The following is a 17,563-nucleotide window of genomic DNA, read 5'->3' as shown; positions in this document are numbered from 1 at the left end:
GCTTGAGTTGTGTTTAAGGATGGACGTGCGGATATTTCTCAATGCCATTAGTTGGTTACGTATATTCTTTGTCGCGCACAAGTCCGGGAACGTGCGGGTGATCAGCCGTAGAGGGCCACAATGTACTCAATGAGCTTTGCCCACTTAAGGTTCGCACGCAAATCGAGTGACCTCATCTTCGCTGGCGCGACGGGCATTCGGCGCCCAAAAAAGCGGCCGGACCTGCGCTAACAGGACCGGCCGCTTGGATTCTGCGAATTTAGCGTTTACGCTTCTCGCGCACCCGCATGCTGAGGTTGATCGGGCTTCCCTCGAAGCCGTAGATCTCGCGCAGGCGACGTTGGATGTAGCGACGGTAGCCCGGGTCGAGGAACCCGGTGGTGAACACCACGAACGTCGGCGGGCGGCTCGAAGCCTGGGTGCCGAATAGGATGCGCGGCTGTTTGCCACTGCGCACGGGGTGCGGGTGGGCTGCGGCGAGCTCGGCCAGGAAGGCGTTGAACTTGCCGGTGGCGATGCGGGTGTCCCACGACTCGAGCGCGAGCTCGAGGGCCGGAACCAGCTTCTCCATGTGGCGACCGGTCTTGGCCGAGATGTTCACGCGCGGGGCCCAGGCCACGTGGGCCAGGTCCTGCTCGATCTCACGCTCGAGGTAGCGGCGACGGTCGTCGTCGATCTGGTCCCACTTGTTGAACGCGAGCACGAGTGCGCGGCCCGACTCGATCACGAGGTCGATGACGCGAATGTCCTGCTCGCTGATGACCTCGGTCACGTCGAGCAGCACAACGGCGACCTCGGCCTTTTCAAGGGCAGCGCTGGTGCGCAGCGAGGCGTAGAAGTCAGCACCCTGCGAGAGGTGCACACGACGGCGGATGCCGGCGGTATCGACGAAACGCCAGACCTTGCCGCCGAGTTCGACCTGCTCGTCGACCGGGTCGCGGGTCGTGCCGGCGAGCTCGTTGACAACAACGCGCTCCTCGCCCACGACCTTGTTGAGCAGGCTGGACTTGCCCACGTTCGGGCGGCCGAGAATGGCGACGCGGCGCGGGCCGCCGACCTCTTGCTTGGCGACGTTGGAGATTTCGGGCAGCACGAGCAGAATCGCGTCGAGCAGGTCGGCCACACCACGACCGTGCAGGGCGGAGACCGGCCATGGCTGGCCGAGGCCGAGCGACCACAGGCTGGCCGCTTCGGGCTCCTGGCGCACGTCGTCGACCTTGTTGGCGATCAGGAAGACCGGCTTGCCGGACTTCCGCAGCATGCGCACGACGGCCTCGTCGGTCGAGGTTGGACCCACGTTGGAGTCGACGACGAACATGACCAGGTCGGACAGGTCGATGGCGATCTCGGCCTGGGCTGCGACGGAGGCGTCGATTCCCTTGGCGTCGGGCTCCCACCCGCCGGTGTCGACGAGGCTGAACTTGCGCTCGTGCCATTCGCCCTTGTAGGCCACGCGGTCCCGCGTGACGCCGGGGGTGTCCTCGACGACGGCCTCACGGCGGCCGAGGATGCGGTTGACCAGCGCCGACTTGCCCACGTTCGGGCGGCCGACGATGGCGATGACCGGCACGGCCGGCAGGTACTGGATCGCGTCGGGGTCGTCGGTGACGGCCTGCAGTACGTCGAGGTCTTCCTCGTCGAGGTCGTAGTTGTCGAGGTCCGTGCGCAGCGCGGCGGAACGCCGCGTGGCGAGTTCCTCATCGAGGTTGGCGAGTCGTTCGGCCAGCTCGGTGTCGAGCGCTGTGCTCGTGTCGTCGTATTCGTTACTCATTCAAAGCCCGCTTCGTGCGTGTGTGGTAGACGTCGATGACCGCGTCAATGGTCTGCTCGAAGTCGAGATGGGTGGAGTCGACGGTTATCACACCGTCTGCAGCGCTCATGAAATCGACAACCTGTGAGTCAGCGCGATCACGTGATCGCAGCTGTTCTGCCACGGTTTGGGCCGATTGGGTCGTTATTTCCGCAGAGCGTCTAGCCATTCTAGCCTCCTCGGATGCCGTGAGTAGAATGCGTACCTCGGCCTCGGGGGCGACGATGGTCGTGATGTCGCGCCCTTCGACCACCACGCCGGGCCGATCGACGTTCGCGGCGAGGCTCCGAAACAGTTCGGTGAGGGCCTCACGCACCGCGGGAACCCGGGCTACAGCGCTGACGGCGGCGCTGACTTCGGGCGAGCGGATGGCGTCGGTCACGTCGGTCTGCCCCACCGTGACGAAGTATTCGTCCGGGTCGGTACCGATCGAATAGTCGAAGTCTTTGAGCAGCGCGGTGACGGCATCCGCTTGGGTCTGATCGGTCTTGCGGTCGAGCGCCAGCCAGGCCAGCGCGCGGTAGGCGGCGCCGGTGTCGAGGTAGGCGAAACCGAGGCGACGTGCAACCGCTCGGCTCACGCTCGACTTGCCGCTTCCGGCCGGCCCATCGATGGCGACGAGGGTGGGGAGGGTGTGACGGGCCATGAAAGTCAACCAGCAATCCGCCAGCCGCGGGTGGCCAGCTCTTCGGTGAGGCAAATGACGGCCTCGGGCAGTACGGAGATTTCGGCGAGACCGATCTGGGCGCCCGGCGAGTGTTCCAAGCGTAAGTCTTCAAGGTTGACGCCGAGCTCACCGATGTCGTTGAGCAGCCGGGCGATCTGGCCGGGCTGGTCGTTGACCATGACGACCATCGATGAGAACCGGCGGTCCTGGCCGTGTTTGCCGGGCAGGCGGGCCACCCCGGCATTGCCGCCGGCGAGTTCCTCGGCGACCTTGCGCTGCGAACCTGGTACGGCAGGGTCTTCGAGGGCATCGATGAACCGGTCGAGGTCGTCGCGGTAAGCCAGCAAGACGTCCCGCACCGGGCCGGCGTTGGCTCCGAGGATCTGCACCCACAGGTCGGGGTCGCTCGCCGCGACGCGGGTCACGTCGCGCAGGCCCTGGCCGGCCAGGTTGAGCGAGGAGTGTGCGGCCCCAGTGAGGCGGCGGGCCATCAGGGTGGAGATGACCTGCGGTACGTGCGAGACCAGGGCGACGCCGAGGTCGTGTTCCTCGGGCGTCATTTCGACCAGGATAGCGCCGAGGTCGAGGATGAGGTCGTCGATCGCGCCGGCCTGCTGGTAGCTGATCGCGTCGTGCGCGGCGACCACCCAAGGTCGGCCGATGAACAGGTCGGCGCGGCCGGACAGCGGGCCGCCCTTCTCCCGACCGGCGAGCGGATGCGACCCGATGTACCGGCTGATGTCCGCGCCACGCTCGCGCAGCTCGGCGAGAGGTGCCAGCTTGACGCTCGCGACATCCGTCACGATCGCTCCCGGGTACGCCTCGAGTTCGCGGGCGACGATCTCGGCGGTCACGTCGGGCGGCACGCAGACCACGATCAGCTGCGGCAGGTCGCCGTCCTTCGCGGCGCGGCCGGCACCGTAGTCGATCGCGATGCGCAGGTTCGTCGGTGACGCGTCGGCGAGGATCGTCTCGATCTTGCGGCCCCGCAGTCCGAGGCCGATGCTGGTTCCAAGCAGACCGACGCCGACGATGCGCACCGGGCCGACGAGGCGGCTTTCCCCCATATGCGTCAGTCCTTAGTTAGCTTCGGGCCGCGCGCTCGGCGCCTGCCGGGAGACGGTGAGCAGCTGGCCGAGTTCTTCGCGGGTGAGTTCGCGTACGGCTCCCTGCTGCAGGGTTCCGAGGTTCAACGGTCCGAATTGGCGACGTACCAGGTCGACCACGGGGTGACCGACGGCGTCGAGCATCCGTCGTACGATGCGGTTTCGACCGGAGTGCAGGGTGAGTTCGACCATGCTGTAGCCGCCGCCGGGAGGGCTCGTGAGAATGCGCGCCTTGTCGGCGTGGATGGGGCCGTCGTCGAGTTCGATGCCGCTCTGCAGCTGCCCGATGGTCTGCGGCGAGACGCGGCCCTCGACCTTGGCGATGTAGGTCTTGGAGACGCCGAAGGAGGGGTGGGCGAGCACGTGGGCGAGGTCACCGTCGTTGGTGAGAATCAGCAGGCCGCTGGTCTGGGCGTCGAGGCGCCCAACGTTGAACAGTCGTTCGTCGAACTGGTCGGTGAATTCGCGCAGGTCGGGGCGTCCGCTCTCGTCCTGCATCGAGGAAACAACGCCGACCGGCTTGTTGAGCATGAGGTAGCGGCGGGTGGTGTCGAGCTGCACGGCCACGTTGTCGACGGCGACCTGGTCGCTTTCGGGGTGTACCCGGCGGCCAAGCTCGGTGACGACCTTGCCGTTCACGCGCACACGGCCGGAGGTGATGAGGTCTTCGGAGACGCGGCGGCTGGCGACGCCGGCTGAGGCGAGCACCTTCTGCAGGCGCACGCCGTCGGCTGCGGCCTCCGGGTTGAAGTTGGGGTCGCGCGGGGCTTGGTCCTGGGGGGTGTTGTCGGTCAAAGTAGATCCTCGAATCCGTCGGTGCCGCCGTCGAGCAACGGCGAAAGGTGGGGTAACTCGTCGAGCGAGTTGATTCCGAGCTGGGTGAGCAGCAAGTCTGTGGTGGCGTAGTTGATCGCGCCGGTTTCACTGTCGGTGAAGGCCTCGGTGACGAGGCCGCGACCGAGCAGGGTGCGCACGACGGAGTCGACGTTGACGGCGCGAATGCTGGCGACCTGGCCGCGACTGATCGGCTGCTTGTAGGCGATCACGGCGAGGGTTTCGAGCGCCGCCTGGCTGAGCCGGCTGGGATTCTGGGTCAGCACGAAGTCGGTCACGAGCTCATCGTGCGTTGCACGCACGTAGATGCGCCAGCCACCGGCGACCTCTCGCAGCTCAAAACCACGGCGCACCGCTTTCATACCGTCGGGGCTGCTGATGCCGTCGAAATCGGCCACCAGCCGCGCAACGGATGCCGCTACCTCAGCGACCGGCCGCCCCACGGCGGTCGCGAGGTGCACGAGGCCCTGCGGTTCGTCGGCGACCATGAACACGGCTTCGAGCTGGCGGTCGAGGTCGCTGGCCGCTGGCGAAACGGATGCTGCGGCATCCGTTTGCGGGGCGCGCGATCGCGTGTCGGTTGTCGGGTTTCTAATTGTCATAGTCGGCTCCGAGGGATGCCAGGTTTTCATCGGACCAAGAGTCGCTGCTCCAGCGCAGGGTGAGCTCGCCGAGGGGCTCGATCTGATCGAAGGAGAGGGCGCCATGACGGTACAGCTCGAGCACCGCGAGAAAGCGGGCGATGATAACGCCCTTCAGGTCGGCCCCGGCGATGAGCTGCCGAAACGAGACCGGCTCCCCCGACTGCAGCATGGCGACGACGTAGGCGGCCTGTTCGCGGATGCTGACCAGCGGCGCGTGCAGGTGGTCGAGGCCCACAACGGGCAGCTCGCGCGGTGCGAGGGCCACGGCGGCCAGGGCGGCGAAATCGGCGAGGGAGAGTGTCCAGACCAGCTCGGGAGTCTTCTGACGGTACTTCTCCTCGAGTCGCACCGACCGCACGTGCCGGCGGGTCTCCACGTCGAACTGACCGGTGAACCAGCCCGCGGCTTCCTTGAAGGCGCGGTATTGCAGCAGGCGGGCGAACAGCAGGTCGCGGGCTTCGAGCAGCGCCACGTCTTCGGCGTCGACGAGTTCACCCTGCGGCAACAGTCCGGCCACCTTGAGGTCGAGCAGTGTGGCGGCGACGACGAGAAACTCGGTGGCCTGGTCGAGTTCTTCGGCAGCGCCCGGCCCGCGCAGGTAGGAGATGAACTCGTCGGTGACCTGGCTGAGCGAGATCTCGGTGATGTCGAGTTCGTGCCGCGTGATCAGTTTCAACAGCAGGTCGAACGGGCCTTCGAAGTTGCCGAGGGCGACCGAAAACGCGGGCTTCTCGGCCGCGCTAGGCGACTGCGCCACGGTGGATCAGTTCGCGGGCCACCTGTAGGTAGGCCTTAGCGGCCGCGTGCTCGGGCGCGAAGTCGGTAATGGGAACCCCGGCGACGCTCGCGTCGGGAAATTTCACGGTGCGGCCGATGACGGTTTCGAGCACGCTGTGGCCGAAGGCGTCGACGACGCGCTCGAGTACCTCGCGGGAGTGCAGGGTGCGGGAGTCGTACATAGTGGCGAGGATTCCGTCGAGTTCGATGGCCGGGTTGAGTCGGTCGCGCACCTTGTCGATGGTTTCGATGAGCAGGGCGACGCCGCGCAGGGCGAAGAATTCGCACTCGAGCGGGATCAGCACGCCGTGGCTCGCGGTGAGGGCGTTCACGGTGAGGATGCCGAGCGAGGGCTGGCAGTCGATCAGGATGACGTCGTAGTCGGCCGACACCTTGCGCAGCACGCGGGCCAGAATCTGCTCGCGGGCGACCTCGTTGACCAGGTGCACCTCGGCGGCGGAGAGGTCGATGTTGGCCGGGATAACGTCGAGTCCCTCGACCGAGGTCGGCTGGATCGCGTCTCTCGGGTCGACCTTGCCGTTCAGCAGCAGGTCGTAGATGGTGGTGACGTCGTGGGTGGGTACGCCGAGGCCGGCCGAGAGGGCGCCTTGCGGGTCGAAGTCGACGGCCAGCACGCGGCGGCCGTAGCTGGCCAGGGCGGCACCGAGGTTGATGGTCGTCGTGGTCTTGCCGACGCCACCCTTCTGGTTGCAGAGGGAGATGATGCGGGCCGGACCGTGGCTTTTCAGAGGCTCCGGTTCGGCGAATTCGTGTTTTTCTCGTCCGGTCGGACCGACCGGCATATCGTCGAAACCGGGTAGCGAAATTCGGTCGCTCAACTTACGCGTCACTGGCCCGTCCTTGATTTGTCCTGCACCCATCACTTGGTCGATTGTAGCGAGTGTTCGGCCCGTCACCGCAAGGATCGCCGCTGTGCCCCCTGATCAGCGCGCTCGGGGGTGGGCGAGGGTGTACATGTCGCGGAGGGTGTCCACCGTGACGAGCGTGTAGATCTGGGTGGTCGCGACCGAGGAATGGCCGAGGAGTTCCTGCACCACGCGCACGTCGGCCCCTCCGGCGAGCAGGTGTGTCGCAAAGGAATGTCGCAGGGTGTGCGGCGAGACGGGCACGGTGAGCCCGGCGCGTTCGGCGGCAGCGCGAATGATCAGCCAGGCGTTTTGCCGGCTCACCCTCTGCCCGCGCAGCCCGAGAAACAGGGCCGGCGTCGAGCGTCCGCGAGCCGACAGCATCGGCCGCGCTCGCACCAGGTAATCGGAGACGGCGGCGCGCGCGAAACTGCCGACCGGCACGATGCGCTGTTTGTCGCCCTTGCCGGTCAGGCGCACCGAGTCGAACTCCTCCACGAGCACGTCGTCGACGTTGAGGTTGACTACCTCGCTCACCCGGGCGCCGGTAGCGTAGAGCAGTTCGAGCAGGGCTTTGTCGCGCAGGCGCTGCACATCGTCGCCGTCGGTGGCCGCGAGCAGCGCGCTGACCTGGTCGATCGAGATCGCCTTGGGCAGGCGCAGGGCCAGTTTGGGCGGTTTGGTGTCGTGCGCAACATCCGTTTCGACGAGGCCCTCACCCTGCAGAAACCGGTGAAACCCGCGCACGGTCGAGAGACCGCGGGCGATGGAAGCCGCCGTCAGCGGCGATTCCGGGCGCAGTCCGAGGTACTGCACGAAGGCCGAGATGTGCGCTCGGGTGACGTCGCGCAGGTCGGTGATCGGCCGCGGCGCACCCTCAGCCGAATCTGCCCCAAGCCAGTCCGTGTACACCCCGAGATCACGGCGGTAGGCGGCGACGGTGTTCGCCGCGAGACCGCGCTCGACCGACACGTGCCGCAGATACCCATCCACCGCCGTGGCGATCGACATGTTCAGGCGGCGGTGTGACTGCTGCGCGAATGAATGCTGAGCGGATGCCGCGGCCACGGCAGGTCTGCCGCCGCCAGCGTGCTCCAACCGCGTGAACGCGCCACCTGGGCGGCCAGAACAGCCACGATCAGGATCGGGTTGGAGATGCGACGGGCCAGCACGGCGTCGACGCACTCGTCCAGCGGAACCCAGCGCAGTTCGATGTCGGCTTCTTCGTGGGTACGGGCGAACGCGGCAACCGCCGAGATGCCCCGGGCGAGGTAGACCCGAATCGCTTCGTTGCTGCCGCCGGGCGAGGTGTAGAACTCGGTGAGCAGCGCCCACTCGGAAGCGACGACATCCGCTTCTTCGGCCAGTTCGCGCTTCGCTCCGACGACGGCGTTCTCGCCGCTCACGTCGAGCAGTCCGGCCGGCAGTTCCCAACCGCGCAGGCCGGTCGGGTGCCGGTACTGCTTGATCAGCAGCACCCGGTCCTGCTGGTCGAGGGCGAGTACGGCGACCGCGCCGGGGTGGTCGAGGTACTCGCGGGTGATGCTCGCGCCGTTGTAGTCGAAGCTATCGCGACGCACGTTCCAGATGGCGCCGTCATAGACGATGTCGCTCGCGGTTACCTCGACCGGCGCGACGTCATCCTGCAGTTCAGGCACTGAGTTCTTCTTTCACCTCGAACAGGCGGCTGGCCTGCTGGCGGTCGAGCGCGGCCTTGATCAAGCCGCGAAACAGCGGATGCGCGTGGTTCGGTCGTGACCGCAGCTCGGGGTGGGCCTGCGTGCCCACGTAGAACGGGTGTTCCTCGCGCTTGAGCTCGACGTATTCGACCAGGTGGCGGTCGGGGCTGGTTCCGGAGAACCACAGGCCGGCCAGGGCGATCTGGTCGCGGAAGGCGTTGTTGACCTCGTAGCGGTGACGGTGACGTTCGGACGCCGAGTTTTCGCCGTACAGTTCGGCGACGAGAGACCCCTCGGCGAGGGTAGCCGGGTAGAGGCCGAGGCGCATGGTGCCGCCGAGGTCGCCGCCGGCGATGATCTCGACCTGCTCTTCCATGGTCGCGATGACCGGAAACTCGGTTTCCGGGTCGAACTCGCTCGAGGATGCTCCGGGCAGGTTGGCCTTGTTGCGGGCGTATTCGATGACCATGCACTGCAGGCCGAGGCACAGGCCGAGCACCGGGATGCCGTTTTCGCGGGCGAACTTGAGGGCGCCGAGCTTGCCCTCGATGCCGCGGATGCCGAAGCCGCCCGGCACGCAGATGCCGTCGAGTTCGCCGAGCAGGCGGGCCGCTCCCTCGTCGGTTTCGCAATCGTCGGAGCCGATCCAGACGATCTTGACCTTGCTCTGGTTGGCGAATCCGCCGGCTCGCAGCGCCTCGGTAACCGAGAGGTAGGCATCCGGGAGGTCGATGTATTTGCCGACCAGACCGATCGTGACCTCGTGCTTGGGGTGGCGTACGGCTTCGAGCAGGTTCTCCCAGCCGGACCAGTCGACGACGTCGGCCACGAGGCCGAGGGCGTTGACGATGTATTTGTCGAGACCCTGGTCGTGCAGCATGGTCGGGATCTCGTAAATCGACGCAACGTCGACGGCGTTGACGACGGCGTCTTCGTCGACGTCGCACATGAGCGCGATCTTGCGCTTGTTTGACTCAGAGACCGGCCGGTCGCTGCGCAATACGAGGGCGTCGGGCTGAATACCGATCGAGCGCAGAGTCGCGACGGAGTGCTGAGTGGGCTTGGTCTTCTGCTCGCCGGCCGCGCCGAGGAACGGCACGAGCGAAACGTGCACGAAGAAAACGTTGCCGCGGCCGAGTTCGTGGCGCACCTGGCGGGCGGCCTCGAGGAACGGCTGGCTTTCGATGTCACCGACGGTGCCGCCGACCTCGGTGATGATCACGTCGGGGCGCACATCGTCACTGGCCTGCAGGCGCATGCGACGCTTGATCTCGTCGGTGATGTGCGGGATGACCTGCACGGTGTCGCCGAGATATTCGCCGCGGCGTTCCTTGGCGATGACCTGCGAGTAGATCTGCCCGGTCGTCACGTTGGCCGACTGGCCGAGGTTGATGTCGAGAAAACGTTCGTAGTGCCCGATATCGAGGTCGGTCTCCGCGCCGTCGTCGGTCACGAAGACCTCGCCGTGCTGGAACGGGTTCATCGTTCCCGGGTCGACGTTGAGATAGGGGTCAAGCTTCTGCATGACGACCCGCAGGCCGCGTGCAGTGAGAAGGTTTCCGAGGCTGGCCGCCGTCAAGCCCTTACCGAGCGAGGAGACCACACCCCCGGTCACGAAGATGTGCTTGGTCGTGCCGTCTGATCTATCCGTAAGTATATTTTCCACCACGGGCTTCAATGCTATCACCTGAATTTCGCCGATCACTTTGGCTTCGCGAGGTCGAGCAGTTCGCGGGCATGTTCGAGGCCGCTCTTCGAGTCGGGCAGCCCCGAGAGCAGGCGCGCCATTTCGGCGGCCCGGTCGTCGCCGCGCAGCTGGCGCACGCTCGAGGCGGTGACGGATCCGTCACTGTCCTTGACCACACTGAGGTGGTTACCGGCGAACGCTGCGACCTGGGCGAGGTGGGTGACCACGATCACCTGGGCGGTTTCGGCCAGTCGAGCCAGCCGGCGTCCGATTTCAATGGCGGCGGCCCCGCCCACGCCGGCATCGATCTCGTCGAAGACGAAGGTGGGTACCGGGTCGGTCGCGTTGATGACGACCTCGATGGCGAGCATGACCCGCGACAATTCACCACCGGATGCCCCGCGCGCCAACGCCCGGGGTTCGGCGCCCGCGTGCGGCTGCAGCAGCAGGCGTACGAGGTCGCTGCCGGTGATCGTGAACTCGGGGCCAGGTTCCACCTCCACGAGTAGCACGGCGTCCGGCATCGCCAGCGCGCCGAGTTCTGAGGTCACCCGGGCGCCGAGCTGCACGGCTGCCGCCAGGCGCAACGCGGTGAGGGCGGCGGCGAGGTCGGTGACCAGCGTGTGGTCGGCATCCGCTTCGGCGCTGAGCTCATCGATTCTCTCGGAGTCGGAGTCGAGCTCGAGCAGCCGCGTGCTGCCGGTGTCCAGAAATTCGATGGCTTCCTCGAGACCGCCTGGGTACTTGCGGGCGAGGATTCCCAGTTCGCCGCGGCGTTCCTGCACGATTTCGAGTTCGCGGGCACCGTCGGCGTCGAGGCCGTCCAGATACCTGGCCAGTTCGGCGGCGATGTCGGCGACGACGAAACCGACGTTGGCGATCGCCGCGACCAACGACGGCAGGGCGACGTCGTGCGGCGCGACCCGGTCGAGGGCGCGCCTGGCGGTTTCGAGCAGGGCAACGACGTCGGGCAGGTCGTCGGGGTTGTCTTCGGCGGAGATGAGCTGACGGGCCTGCTCGCCGGCCAGGCGCAGCTCTTCGAGGTTGCCGAGGCGTTCAGCACGCTCGGCCAGCTCGGCGTCCTCTCCGCGCTGCGGGGCGACCGTTTCGATCTCGGCCAGTGCAGCGCGCAGGTCGTCGGCCTCGCGAGCACGCAGGTCGCGCTCCGTGACCAGCCGATCGAGATCCTGTTGATTGGCCTGCCAGCGGTGGAAGGCGTGCTGGTAGTCGCCGAGAACGGCGGCGAGATCGGGCCCGGCGAAGCGGTCGAGGGCGTCGCGCTGGGCGGCGGCGGAGCGCAGGCGCACCTGATCACTCTGGCCGTGCACCACGACGAGGTCGTTGCGCAGGTCACCGAGTACGCTCGCCGGAGCGCCACGGCCGCCGACCATCGCGCGACTGCGCCCTTCGCTCGAGACCGATCGCCCGAGGATCAGTTCCGGCCCGTCGAGGTCTCCCCCGGCGTCGCGCACACGGTCGGCCACGGCGCTGGCCGGGTCGATGACCCAACGGCCCTGCACGAAACTTTGCGGCTGACCCTGGCGCACGGTGCCGGCATCCGCTCGATCGCCGAGCAGCAGCCCGAGGGCGGTGACCACCATGGTCTTGCCGGCGCCGGTTTCGCCGGTGACGGCGGTGAAGCCGGGGCCGAGCGGCAGCGTGGCCTCGGCGATGACGCCGAGGTCGCGGATGAACAGCTCGTCGATCACTCGCGGCCGACCGGGCCGCGCCAGCCGGTGACCGGCAGGTCGAACTTGTTGACCAGGCGGTCGGTGAATGGCCCGATGTGCAGGCGGGCCAGCCGCACCGGAACAGTGGAACGGCGCACGATCACGCGGGCGCCGGTTGGGAGGTCCTGGGTGCGGCGTCCGTCGGCGCAGAGCACGGCGCGGGCGCCGGTACGGGAGAGTACTTCAACGGCAAGGGACGACTCCGGGCCGACCACGAGCGGCCGCGCGAACAGGGCGTGGGCGCTGAGCGGCACCAGCAGCAGCGCTTCGACGCCGGGCCAGACGATCGGGCCGCCGGCCGAGAACGAGTAGGCGGTTGAGCCGGTCGGGGTCGAGAGCACGACGCCGTCGCAGCCGAACGACGACAGCGGACGACCGTCAACCTCGACGACGACCTCGATCATGCGTTCGCGGCTGGCTTTTTCGACGGTGACCTCGTTGAGCGCCCAGGTTTCGTAGACGACCTCGTCGGCGACCTTGACCCGCACCGAGAGGGCGAGGCGTTCCTCGACCTCGTAGTCGCCCTTGAGTGCTCGACGCACGGCCTCGCCGAGGTCGTCACGCTCGCTCTCGGCGAGAAAACCCACGTGGCCAAGGTTGATACCGAGCAGCGGTGCCGAGCAGCCGCGCACGAGTTCGGCCGATCGCAGGATGGTGCCGTCGCCGCCGAGCACGATGACCAGCTCGAGTTCGTCGGTTTTTACGGTTTCCCCGAGAATGGCAATGTGGCCGTTCAGTTCGGGCGATGAAGCGAGCAGGTCGGCCCGCTCATCGAGCGCGAGCACGGGCACGGCGCCGGCAGCGATGAGCTGCTCGCAGACCGTCGCGGCGGCCTCGAGCGAGTCGGCCCGGCCGGTGTGCGCCACAATCAGAAAATACCGCGGGGTGTCACTCATCTCGTCACGCTCCCACCACGGAATCGACCCGGTCCATCCATTCTGTCGGATTTGTGCCGGCCGTGGCGCTCATCCAGCACAGATACTCGTGATTTCCGGCCGCCCCAATGATGGGTGAGGCGATGACGCCGCAGGTCTTCAGGCCCAGGTCCCAGCCGGCCCAGAGCACGCCGGCCACCGAGTCGCTGCGCAGGCCCCTATCGTGCACGATGCCCTCGCGAATGCCGCCGCGACCCACCTCGAACTGCGGCTTGATCAGCAGCACGAAGTCGGCGCCGGGTGCGGCCGTGGCCACGAGGGCCGGCAACACGGTGGTCAGTGAGATGAACGACAGGTCGGCCACGACGAGGTCGGGCCGGTCCGCGATTCCGGATGCCCCGGCGAGCGTTTCCGGGGTCGCATAGCGGATGTTGTACCCCTCGACCAACAACAGCCGCGGCTCGATCTTCAGTTGCGCTGCCAGCTGGCCGTGGCCGACATCGGCGGCGATCACCTGAGCTGCGCCGCGTTCGAGCAGTACCTGGCTGAACCCACCGGTGCTCGCTCCGGCGTCGAGAGCCGTGCGGCCGCTGACGTCGAGGTTGAAGGCGTCGAGAGCTGCATTGAGTTTGTGGGCGCCCCGGCTGACGTAGTGGTCGGTCGCGGCCACCTCGAGAACAGCGTCCACGTCTACTTTGGTGCTGGCCTTCACGACCGGCACTCCGTTGACCGTGACGAGGCCGTCGGCGATGAGTTTGGCAGCGACCGTTCGGGACCGAACCAGGCCACGATCGGCGAGGGCGGCGTCGAGGCGGGAGGCGGGCATCCGTTCTGGCGGGCCGTCAAACGGGGCGGTATCGGTCGGGTCAGCGTCGTTCACGTACTCGGGCATAAATGGGTCTGTTTCATGGTCTCGGCGAAAATTCGGCACGGAGGCGTCGGTCACGCCTGGCCCGCCTGGTCGGTGTCGGCGTTCTCGAGTTGTTCGCGCAGCTGCTCGTGCAGCTGCCCAAAGGCCTCAGCGCGCGCTTCGAGCGGCTGGGTCTCGATGTCGACGAGTTGCGCCGCGAGATCGACCGATTCTGGTTCGGGGTTCACGGCTCTAGGCTACTGCTCGAGATACAGTCGCTCCGGAACGTTGAGGCCGTAAATCGCCCGCCCGGATCGGTAGATCGCGGCGCAGGCCGCGCGCAGCAGGTTGACCCCGCCGTCACCTGCCTTGAGAATTTGCACGTCGTTGCCATGCACCCGCACGCTGGCCCCGTTCACCGTCGCGGTCGAACCGTCCTTGGAGAACACCGTTTCCGGGTACGGCTCGTGCAGTTGCTGCAGGTTTTCGATGATGAACGCCGGCCGCGACTCCTTGTCGGCGGCGAGGGCTTGTTTGGCCCGGTCGATGCCGGTGAGCACGAGTACGGCGGGGATGCCGGCCCGGTTGGCACCGAGAATGTCGGTGTCGAGCCGGTCGCCGATGAAGAGCGCGTTCTTCGCGTTGAACCGCCGAGTCGCCTCCAGAAAGATGGCCGCTTCGGGTTTGCCTGCCACGAGCGGCAGCCGGCCCACAGCCGTGTGCACGGCGGAAACAAGCGTTCCGTTGCCGGGAGCGATGCCGCGGGCCACCGGAATGGTCCAGTCGGTGTTGGTCGCGATCCACGGAATTCCGGTGCCCACGCCGTCGGCATTCAATGCGAACGCCGCTTCGGCCAGGTGCACCCAGCCGACGTCGGGTGAGAAACCCTGGATGACGGCGGCCGGCTTGTCGTCGGCCGAGCGCGTCACGACGAAACCGCCCTTGACCACCTCATCGACCAAACCGTCGCCACCCACCACGAGGATGCTCGAGCCGGGTGCCACCTGCTCAGCGAGCAGCCGCACGGCTGCCTGGGGAGAGGTGACGACATCCCCTGCGGCCACGCTCAGCCCGAGTTGGGTGAGGTGGTCGGCAACCGACTGGTCGGTACGCGAGGCATTGTTGGTGATGTAGCCCACGCGCATCGTGTCAGCGGCACGGTTCAGGCTTTCAACGGCGAACGGAATCGCCGCCGGACCCGCATAAACCACGCCGTCCAGATCGGCCAGCAGCACGTCAACGCCATCGAGTGGCGTCGCCGACTCAGGCTTTCGGCGATGCAGCATCCGGCTCCGTTTCGTCATCCTGCGAAACGGATGCCGCAGCGTCGTCCTCGGCGTTCGTCTGGTCGTCGGCGTCGTCAACCTCAACGGCAGACGCTGGATCAACGGCCGTCGCCGGAGCATCGCCGAGGCCGGCCGCGGCAACTGCACGAGCAGCCTCGCCGGCGTCGACCGATTCGTCATCGTCGTCATCATCGCCGGCGTCAGCCGCAAAGTCGGCGAGGGCGTCATCGTCGTCCTCTTCCATCTCTTCGATTTCGATGGTTTCGTCATCGTCACCGGAGGCACCGAGGGCGGCGTCAGCGCGAGAGGCCCGTTCGAGCCACTCGTCAGCTTCGTCCTCGCGGCCGAGTTCGCTCAGAACCTCTGCGTAGGCGGCGAACAGCTCGGGGCTGTAGGAGAAGGCCGTGTTGGGGTTGAGCTGGGGAATTTCGAGTTCAACGAGCGCGGCATCCGTTTCACCGAGGTCGAGGCGTGCCCCCGACATGGCGATGGCCAGACCAACCTGTACGGACGGGGACAGCGTGCTGCGGTCGACCGAGCGACCAAGTTCGAGAGCCCGGTCGGGACGGCCCACGCCACGTTCGCTGTCGACCATGAGGGGCAGCTGGTCGTTCGAGCCGGAAATGCGACGGTAGGTGCGCAGTTCGCGCAGGGCCAGGGCGAAGTCGCCGGTGGCATAAGCGGTGATCGCGAGGCTCTCGCGCACAACTCCAATGCGGCCGGCCCTGCGGGCGGCGCTCATCACGTGCTGGTGGGCGAGCTGCGGGTTCTCGTCGATGACGCGTGCCGCCATGGCCAGGTGGCGGCCAACGGTCTCGGCGTTCTCCTTGGTCAGGGTCTTCAGCTCGTTCCGCGCGATGCGGTCGAGGTCGTTGGCCGTGATGTCGTCGGGAAGCTCGGGGTCATCGTGACGGGGACGCACCGAACGCAGCTCACGCTGCATGCGCTGCTCTTCGGTCATCTCCTCTTCGACGACGCGGGCATCGCGGTCGTTACGGGCCGGAGCGCCGTCGCGGGTCCACAGCTTCTTGCCGGCGTCGACGCGCGGGGCACCGGCACGGTTCGGTGAACCGCCGCGCTGGGTCCACGGCTTGCTGTCGTTGTCGCTGCGCGGTCGGTCGTTGCTCGGCCGATCGCTGCGGTCGGGCCGTGCGCCATCCTTGGCCCACGGCTTACGGTCCCCGCCCTGGGCAAGGCGATCAGAGTTGCCCCGGTATGGAGCACGATCGTTGGAGCCGGACGGACGATCAGAGTTGCCACGGTACGAAGGACGCTCACCCTGGGCAGGGCGGTCAGAGCTACCCCGATACGGAGGACGCTCGCCCTGCGCCGGGCGGTCAGAGCTACCCCGATACGGAGGACGCTCGCCCTGCGCCGGGCGGTCAGAGTTGCCACGGTAGGGAGCACGCTCGCCCTGCGCCGGGCGGTCAGAGTTGCCACGGTAGGGAGCACGCTCGTTGCCGCCGGAGGGTCGGTCAGAGTTGCCACGGTACGGGGCACGGTCACCCTGGGCAGGACGATCCGAGTTACCCCGATACGGCGCACGGTCGTTTCCACCAGACGGACGATCAGAATTACCCCGATACGGAGGACGCTCGCCTTGCGCGGGCCGATCCGAATTGCCTCGATACGGGGCGCGGTCATTGCCGCCGGAAGGTCGATCAGAGTTTCCCCGGTACGGAGGACGCTCGCCCTGAGACGGACGATCAGAATTGCCACGGTACGGTGCGCGTTCGTTGCCACCGGAGGGGCGGTCAGAGTTGCCACGGTACGGAGCACGCTCGCCCTGAGCCGGACGATCCGAATTGCCACGGTACGGAGCCCGGTCATTGCCGCCATAGGCGGGCCGATCAGAGTTACCGCGATACGGCGGCCGTTCTCCACCCTGCTGGGGGCGGTCGGAGTTGCCACGGTAGGGAGGCTTGGCACCATTACGGCCACCGGAAGGTCGCTCGTTCGAGGGTCGGCCACTCTGGTTCGAACGACGGTCATCCTGACCGTTGTTACGGGAATCGCCGTCGCGGGGTCCTGAAGGGCTCACTTGTATCTCCTGTGTAATTAGTCCGGCATTTCGACAGACAGACCAAGCCTAATCCCTAGCGCAAAACCCCGCTGAGAACCTACCCATCAAGATGCAACTCCATTCCGCCAGACGCCCGCTCTTACCGCGGCTGGAGCACGTCGCAGCTCGCACAGCGTCTACGTTGTGGGCGGGGTGTCGGGGTATTCGCGGGGTGCCGAGTTCGAGTGTTTGAGCTGAGCAGCGGAGGCGCCGTCACCCCGCAGGCGTACGGCCGGGGTCTTGAGAACGCTACTGAACGCGGTCGAAAGAGAGCGGCTTAACGAAAACAGGGCCACCCGTGGGTGGCCTGTTAACGCAGGAAAGCCATCCCCGGAGGGATGGCTTTCCTGGTGTTTCTACGTTGAGTCCGGCGGTGTCCTACTCTCCCACAGGGTCCCCCCTGCAGTACCATCGGCGCTGAGAGTCTTAGCTTCCGGGTTCGGAATGTGACCGGGCGTTTCCCTCTCGCTATAGCCGCCGAAACATCTTGCGATGAATCGATTCTATATTATGTAGTTATATAGAGTCCTCGTGACGAGGACGTTGTTCTCGACCGTACATCGAGAACCACATAGTGGACGCTAAAGCAGCTTCTTCAAACTGAGTGTTATCAAATTATCGGCTTATTAGTACCGGTCAGCTCCATGGGTCTTTAGTCCCCACTTCCACATCCGGCCTATCAACGCAGTA

Annotated in this window: 16 protein-coding genes and 1 rRNA gene; all 17 read right to left on the bottom strand. The window is 66.6% G+C overall.

The features are described 5' to 3' along the window. Window positions 1-259: 259 nt before the first annotated feature. The 17 genes from der to rrf all read right to left on the bottom strand — a co-directional run bounded on the left by der (window position 260) and on the right by rrf (window position 17,355). Complete coding sequence (gene der, locus BLS91_RS04370; protein ID WP_092339537.1) at window positions 260-1,771, bottom strand: ribosome biogenesis GTPase Der; 1,512 nt, start codon at window positions 1,769-1,771, stop codon at window positions 260-262. Then, complete coding sequence (gene cmk, locus BLS91_RS04365) at window positions 1,764-2,456, bottom strand: (d)CMP kinase (RefSeq protein WP_092339536.1); 693 nt, start codon at window positions 2,454-2,456, stop codon at window positions 1,764-1,766. The genes der and cmk overlap by 8 nt, the downstream gene beginning before the upstream one ends. Window positions 2,457-2,461: 5 nt before the next feature. Next, entirely contained in the window at window positions 2,462-3,544 is a 1,083-nt protein-coding gene (locus BLS91_RS04360; protein WP_092339535.1) for a prephenate dehydrogenase, read from the bottom strand. A gap of 12 nt (window positions 3,545-3,556) precedes the next feature. Next, entirely contained in the window at window positions 3,557-4,306 is a 750-nt protein-coding gene (locus tag BLS91_RS04355; RefSeq protein ID WP_241983052.1) for a pseudouridine synthase, read from the bottom strand. Between the two features lie 68 nt (window positions 4,307-4,374). Next, complete coding sequence (gene scpB, locus BLS91_RS04350; RefSeq protein WP_092339533.1) at window positions 4,375-5,019, bottom strand: SMC-Scp complex subunit ScpB; 645 nt, start codon at window positions 5,017-5,019, stop codon at window positions 4,375-4,377. Further along, entirely contained in the window at window positions 5,009-5,818 is an 810-nt protein-coding gene (locus BLS91_RS04345; protein ID WP_092339532.1) for a segregation and condensation protein A, read from the bottom strand. The genes scpB and BLS91_RS04345 overlap by 11 nt, the downstream gene beginning before the upstream one ends. Beyond that, window positions 5,802-6,641 carry a ParA family protein gene (locus tag BLS91_RS04340; protein ID WP_233197536.1) on the bottom strand — a complete coding sequence of 280 codons (840 nt, stop codon included), beginning with the start codon at window positions 6,639-6,641 and terminating at the stop codon, window positions 5,802-5,804. The genes BLS91_RS04345 and BLS91_RS04340 overlap by 17 nt, the downstream gene beginning before the upstream one ends. A gap of 141 nt (window positions 6,642-6,782) precedes the next feature. Beyond that, entirely contained in the window at window positions 6,783-7,715 is a 933-nt protein-coding gene (xerD, locus tag BLS91_RS04335) for a site-specific tyrosine recombinase XerD (protein ID WP_092339530.1), read from the bottom strand. 2 nt (window positions 7,716-7,717) lie between these two features. Continuing rightward, complete coding sequence (locus BLS91_RS04330) at window positions 7,718-8,362, bottom strand: NUDIX domain-containing protein (RefSeq protein ID WP_092339529.1); 645 nt, start codon at window positions 8,360-8,362, stop codon at window positions 7,718-7,720. Beyond that, window positions 8,355-10,049 (bottom strand): CTP synthase, encoded by a 1,695-nt coding sequence (locus tag BLS91_RS04325; RefSeq protein WP_233197486.1) that lies wholly within the window; start codon window positions 10,047-10,049, stop codon window positions 8,355-8,357. The genes BLS91_RS04330 and BLS91_RS04325 overlap by 8 nt, the downstream gene beginning before the upstream one ends. Window positions 10,050-10,084: 35 nt before the next feature. Then, a complete protein-coding gene (gene recN / locus BLS91_RS04320) occupies window positions 10,085-11,779 on the bottom strand; it encodes a DNA repair protein RecN (protein ID WP_092339528.1) in 1,695 nt (564 codons plus the stop codon). Next, the gene (locus BLS91_RS04315) at window positions 11,776-12,696 is read right to left on the bottom strand and encodes an NAD kinase (protein ID WP_092339527.1); all 921 of its coding nucleotides are present in this window, start codon (window positions 12,694-12,696) and stop codon (window positions 11,776-11,778) included. The genes recN and BLS91_RS04315 overlap by 4 nt, the downstream gene beginning before the upstream one ends. Before the next feature lie 4 nt (window positions 12,697-12,700). Beyond that, entirely contained in the window at window positions 12,701-13,501 is an 801-nt protein-coding gene (locus BLS91_RS04310) for a TlyA family RNA methyltransferase (RefSeq protein WP_092339840.1), read from the bottom strand. 116 nt (window positions 13,502-13,617) lie between these two features. Then, window positions 13,618-13,773: a hypothetical protein gene (locus BLS91_RS20135; RefSeq protein WP_166789869.1), complete on the bottom strand. Its 156-nt coding sequence runs from the start codon at window positions 13,771-13,773 to the stop codon at window positions 13,618-13,620. Window positions 13,774-13,782: 9 nt separating this feature from the next. Beyond that, the gene (locus BLS91_RS04305; RefSeq protein ID WP_092339526.1) at window positions 13,783-14,811 is read right to left on the bottom strand and encodes an HAD-IIA family hydrolase; all 1,029 of its coding nucleotides are present in this window, start codon (window positions 14,809-14,811) and stop codon (window positions 13,783-13,785) included. After that, the gene (locus BLS91_RS04300; protein ID WP_233197485.1) at window positions 14,789-15,772 is read right to left on the bottom strand and encodes a hypothetical protein; all 984 of its coding nucleotides are present in this window, start codon (window positions 15,770-15,772) and stop codon (window positions 14,789-14,791) included. Before BLS91_RS04300 ends, BLS91_RS04305 begins: the two co-directional genes overlap by 23 nt. Before the next feature lie 1,466 nt (window positions 15,773-17,238). Next, window positions 17,239-17,355, bottom strand: a 5S ribosomal RNA gene (rrf, locus tag BLS91_RS04290). Window positions 17,356-17,563 lie beyond the last annotated feature (208 nt).

The sequence above is a fragment of the Cryobacterium flavum genome (assembly GCF_900103805.1).
Classification (GTDB): Bacteria; Actinomycetota; Actinomycetes; order Actinomycetales; family Microbacteriaceae; genus Cryobacterium; species Cryobacterium flavum.
This window is presented reverse-complemented; position numbering and strand designations above follow the sequence as displayed.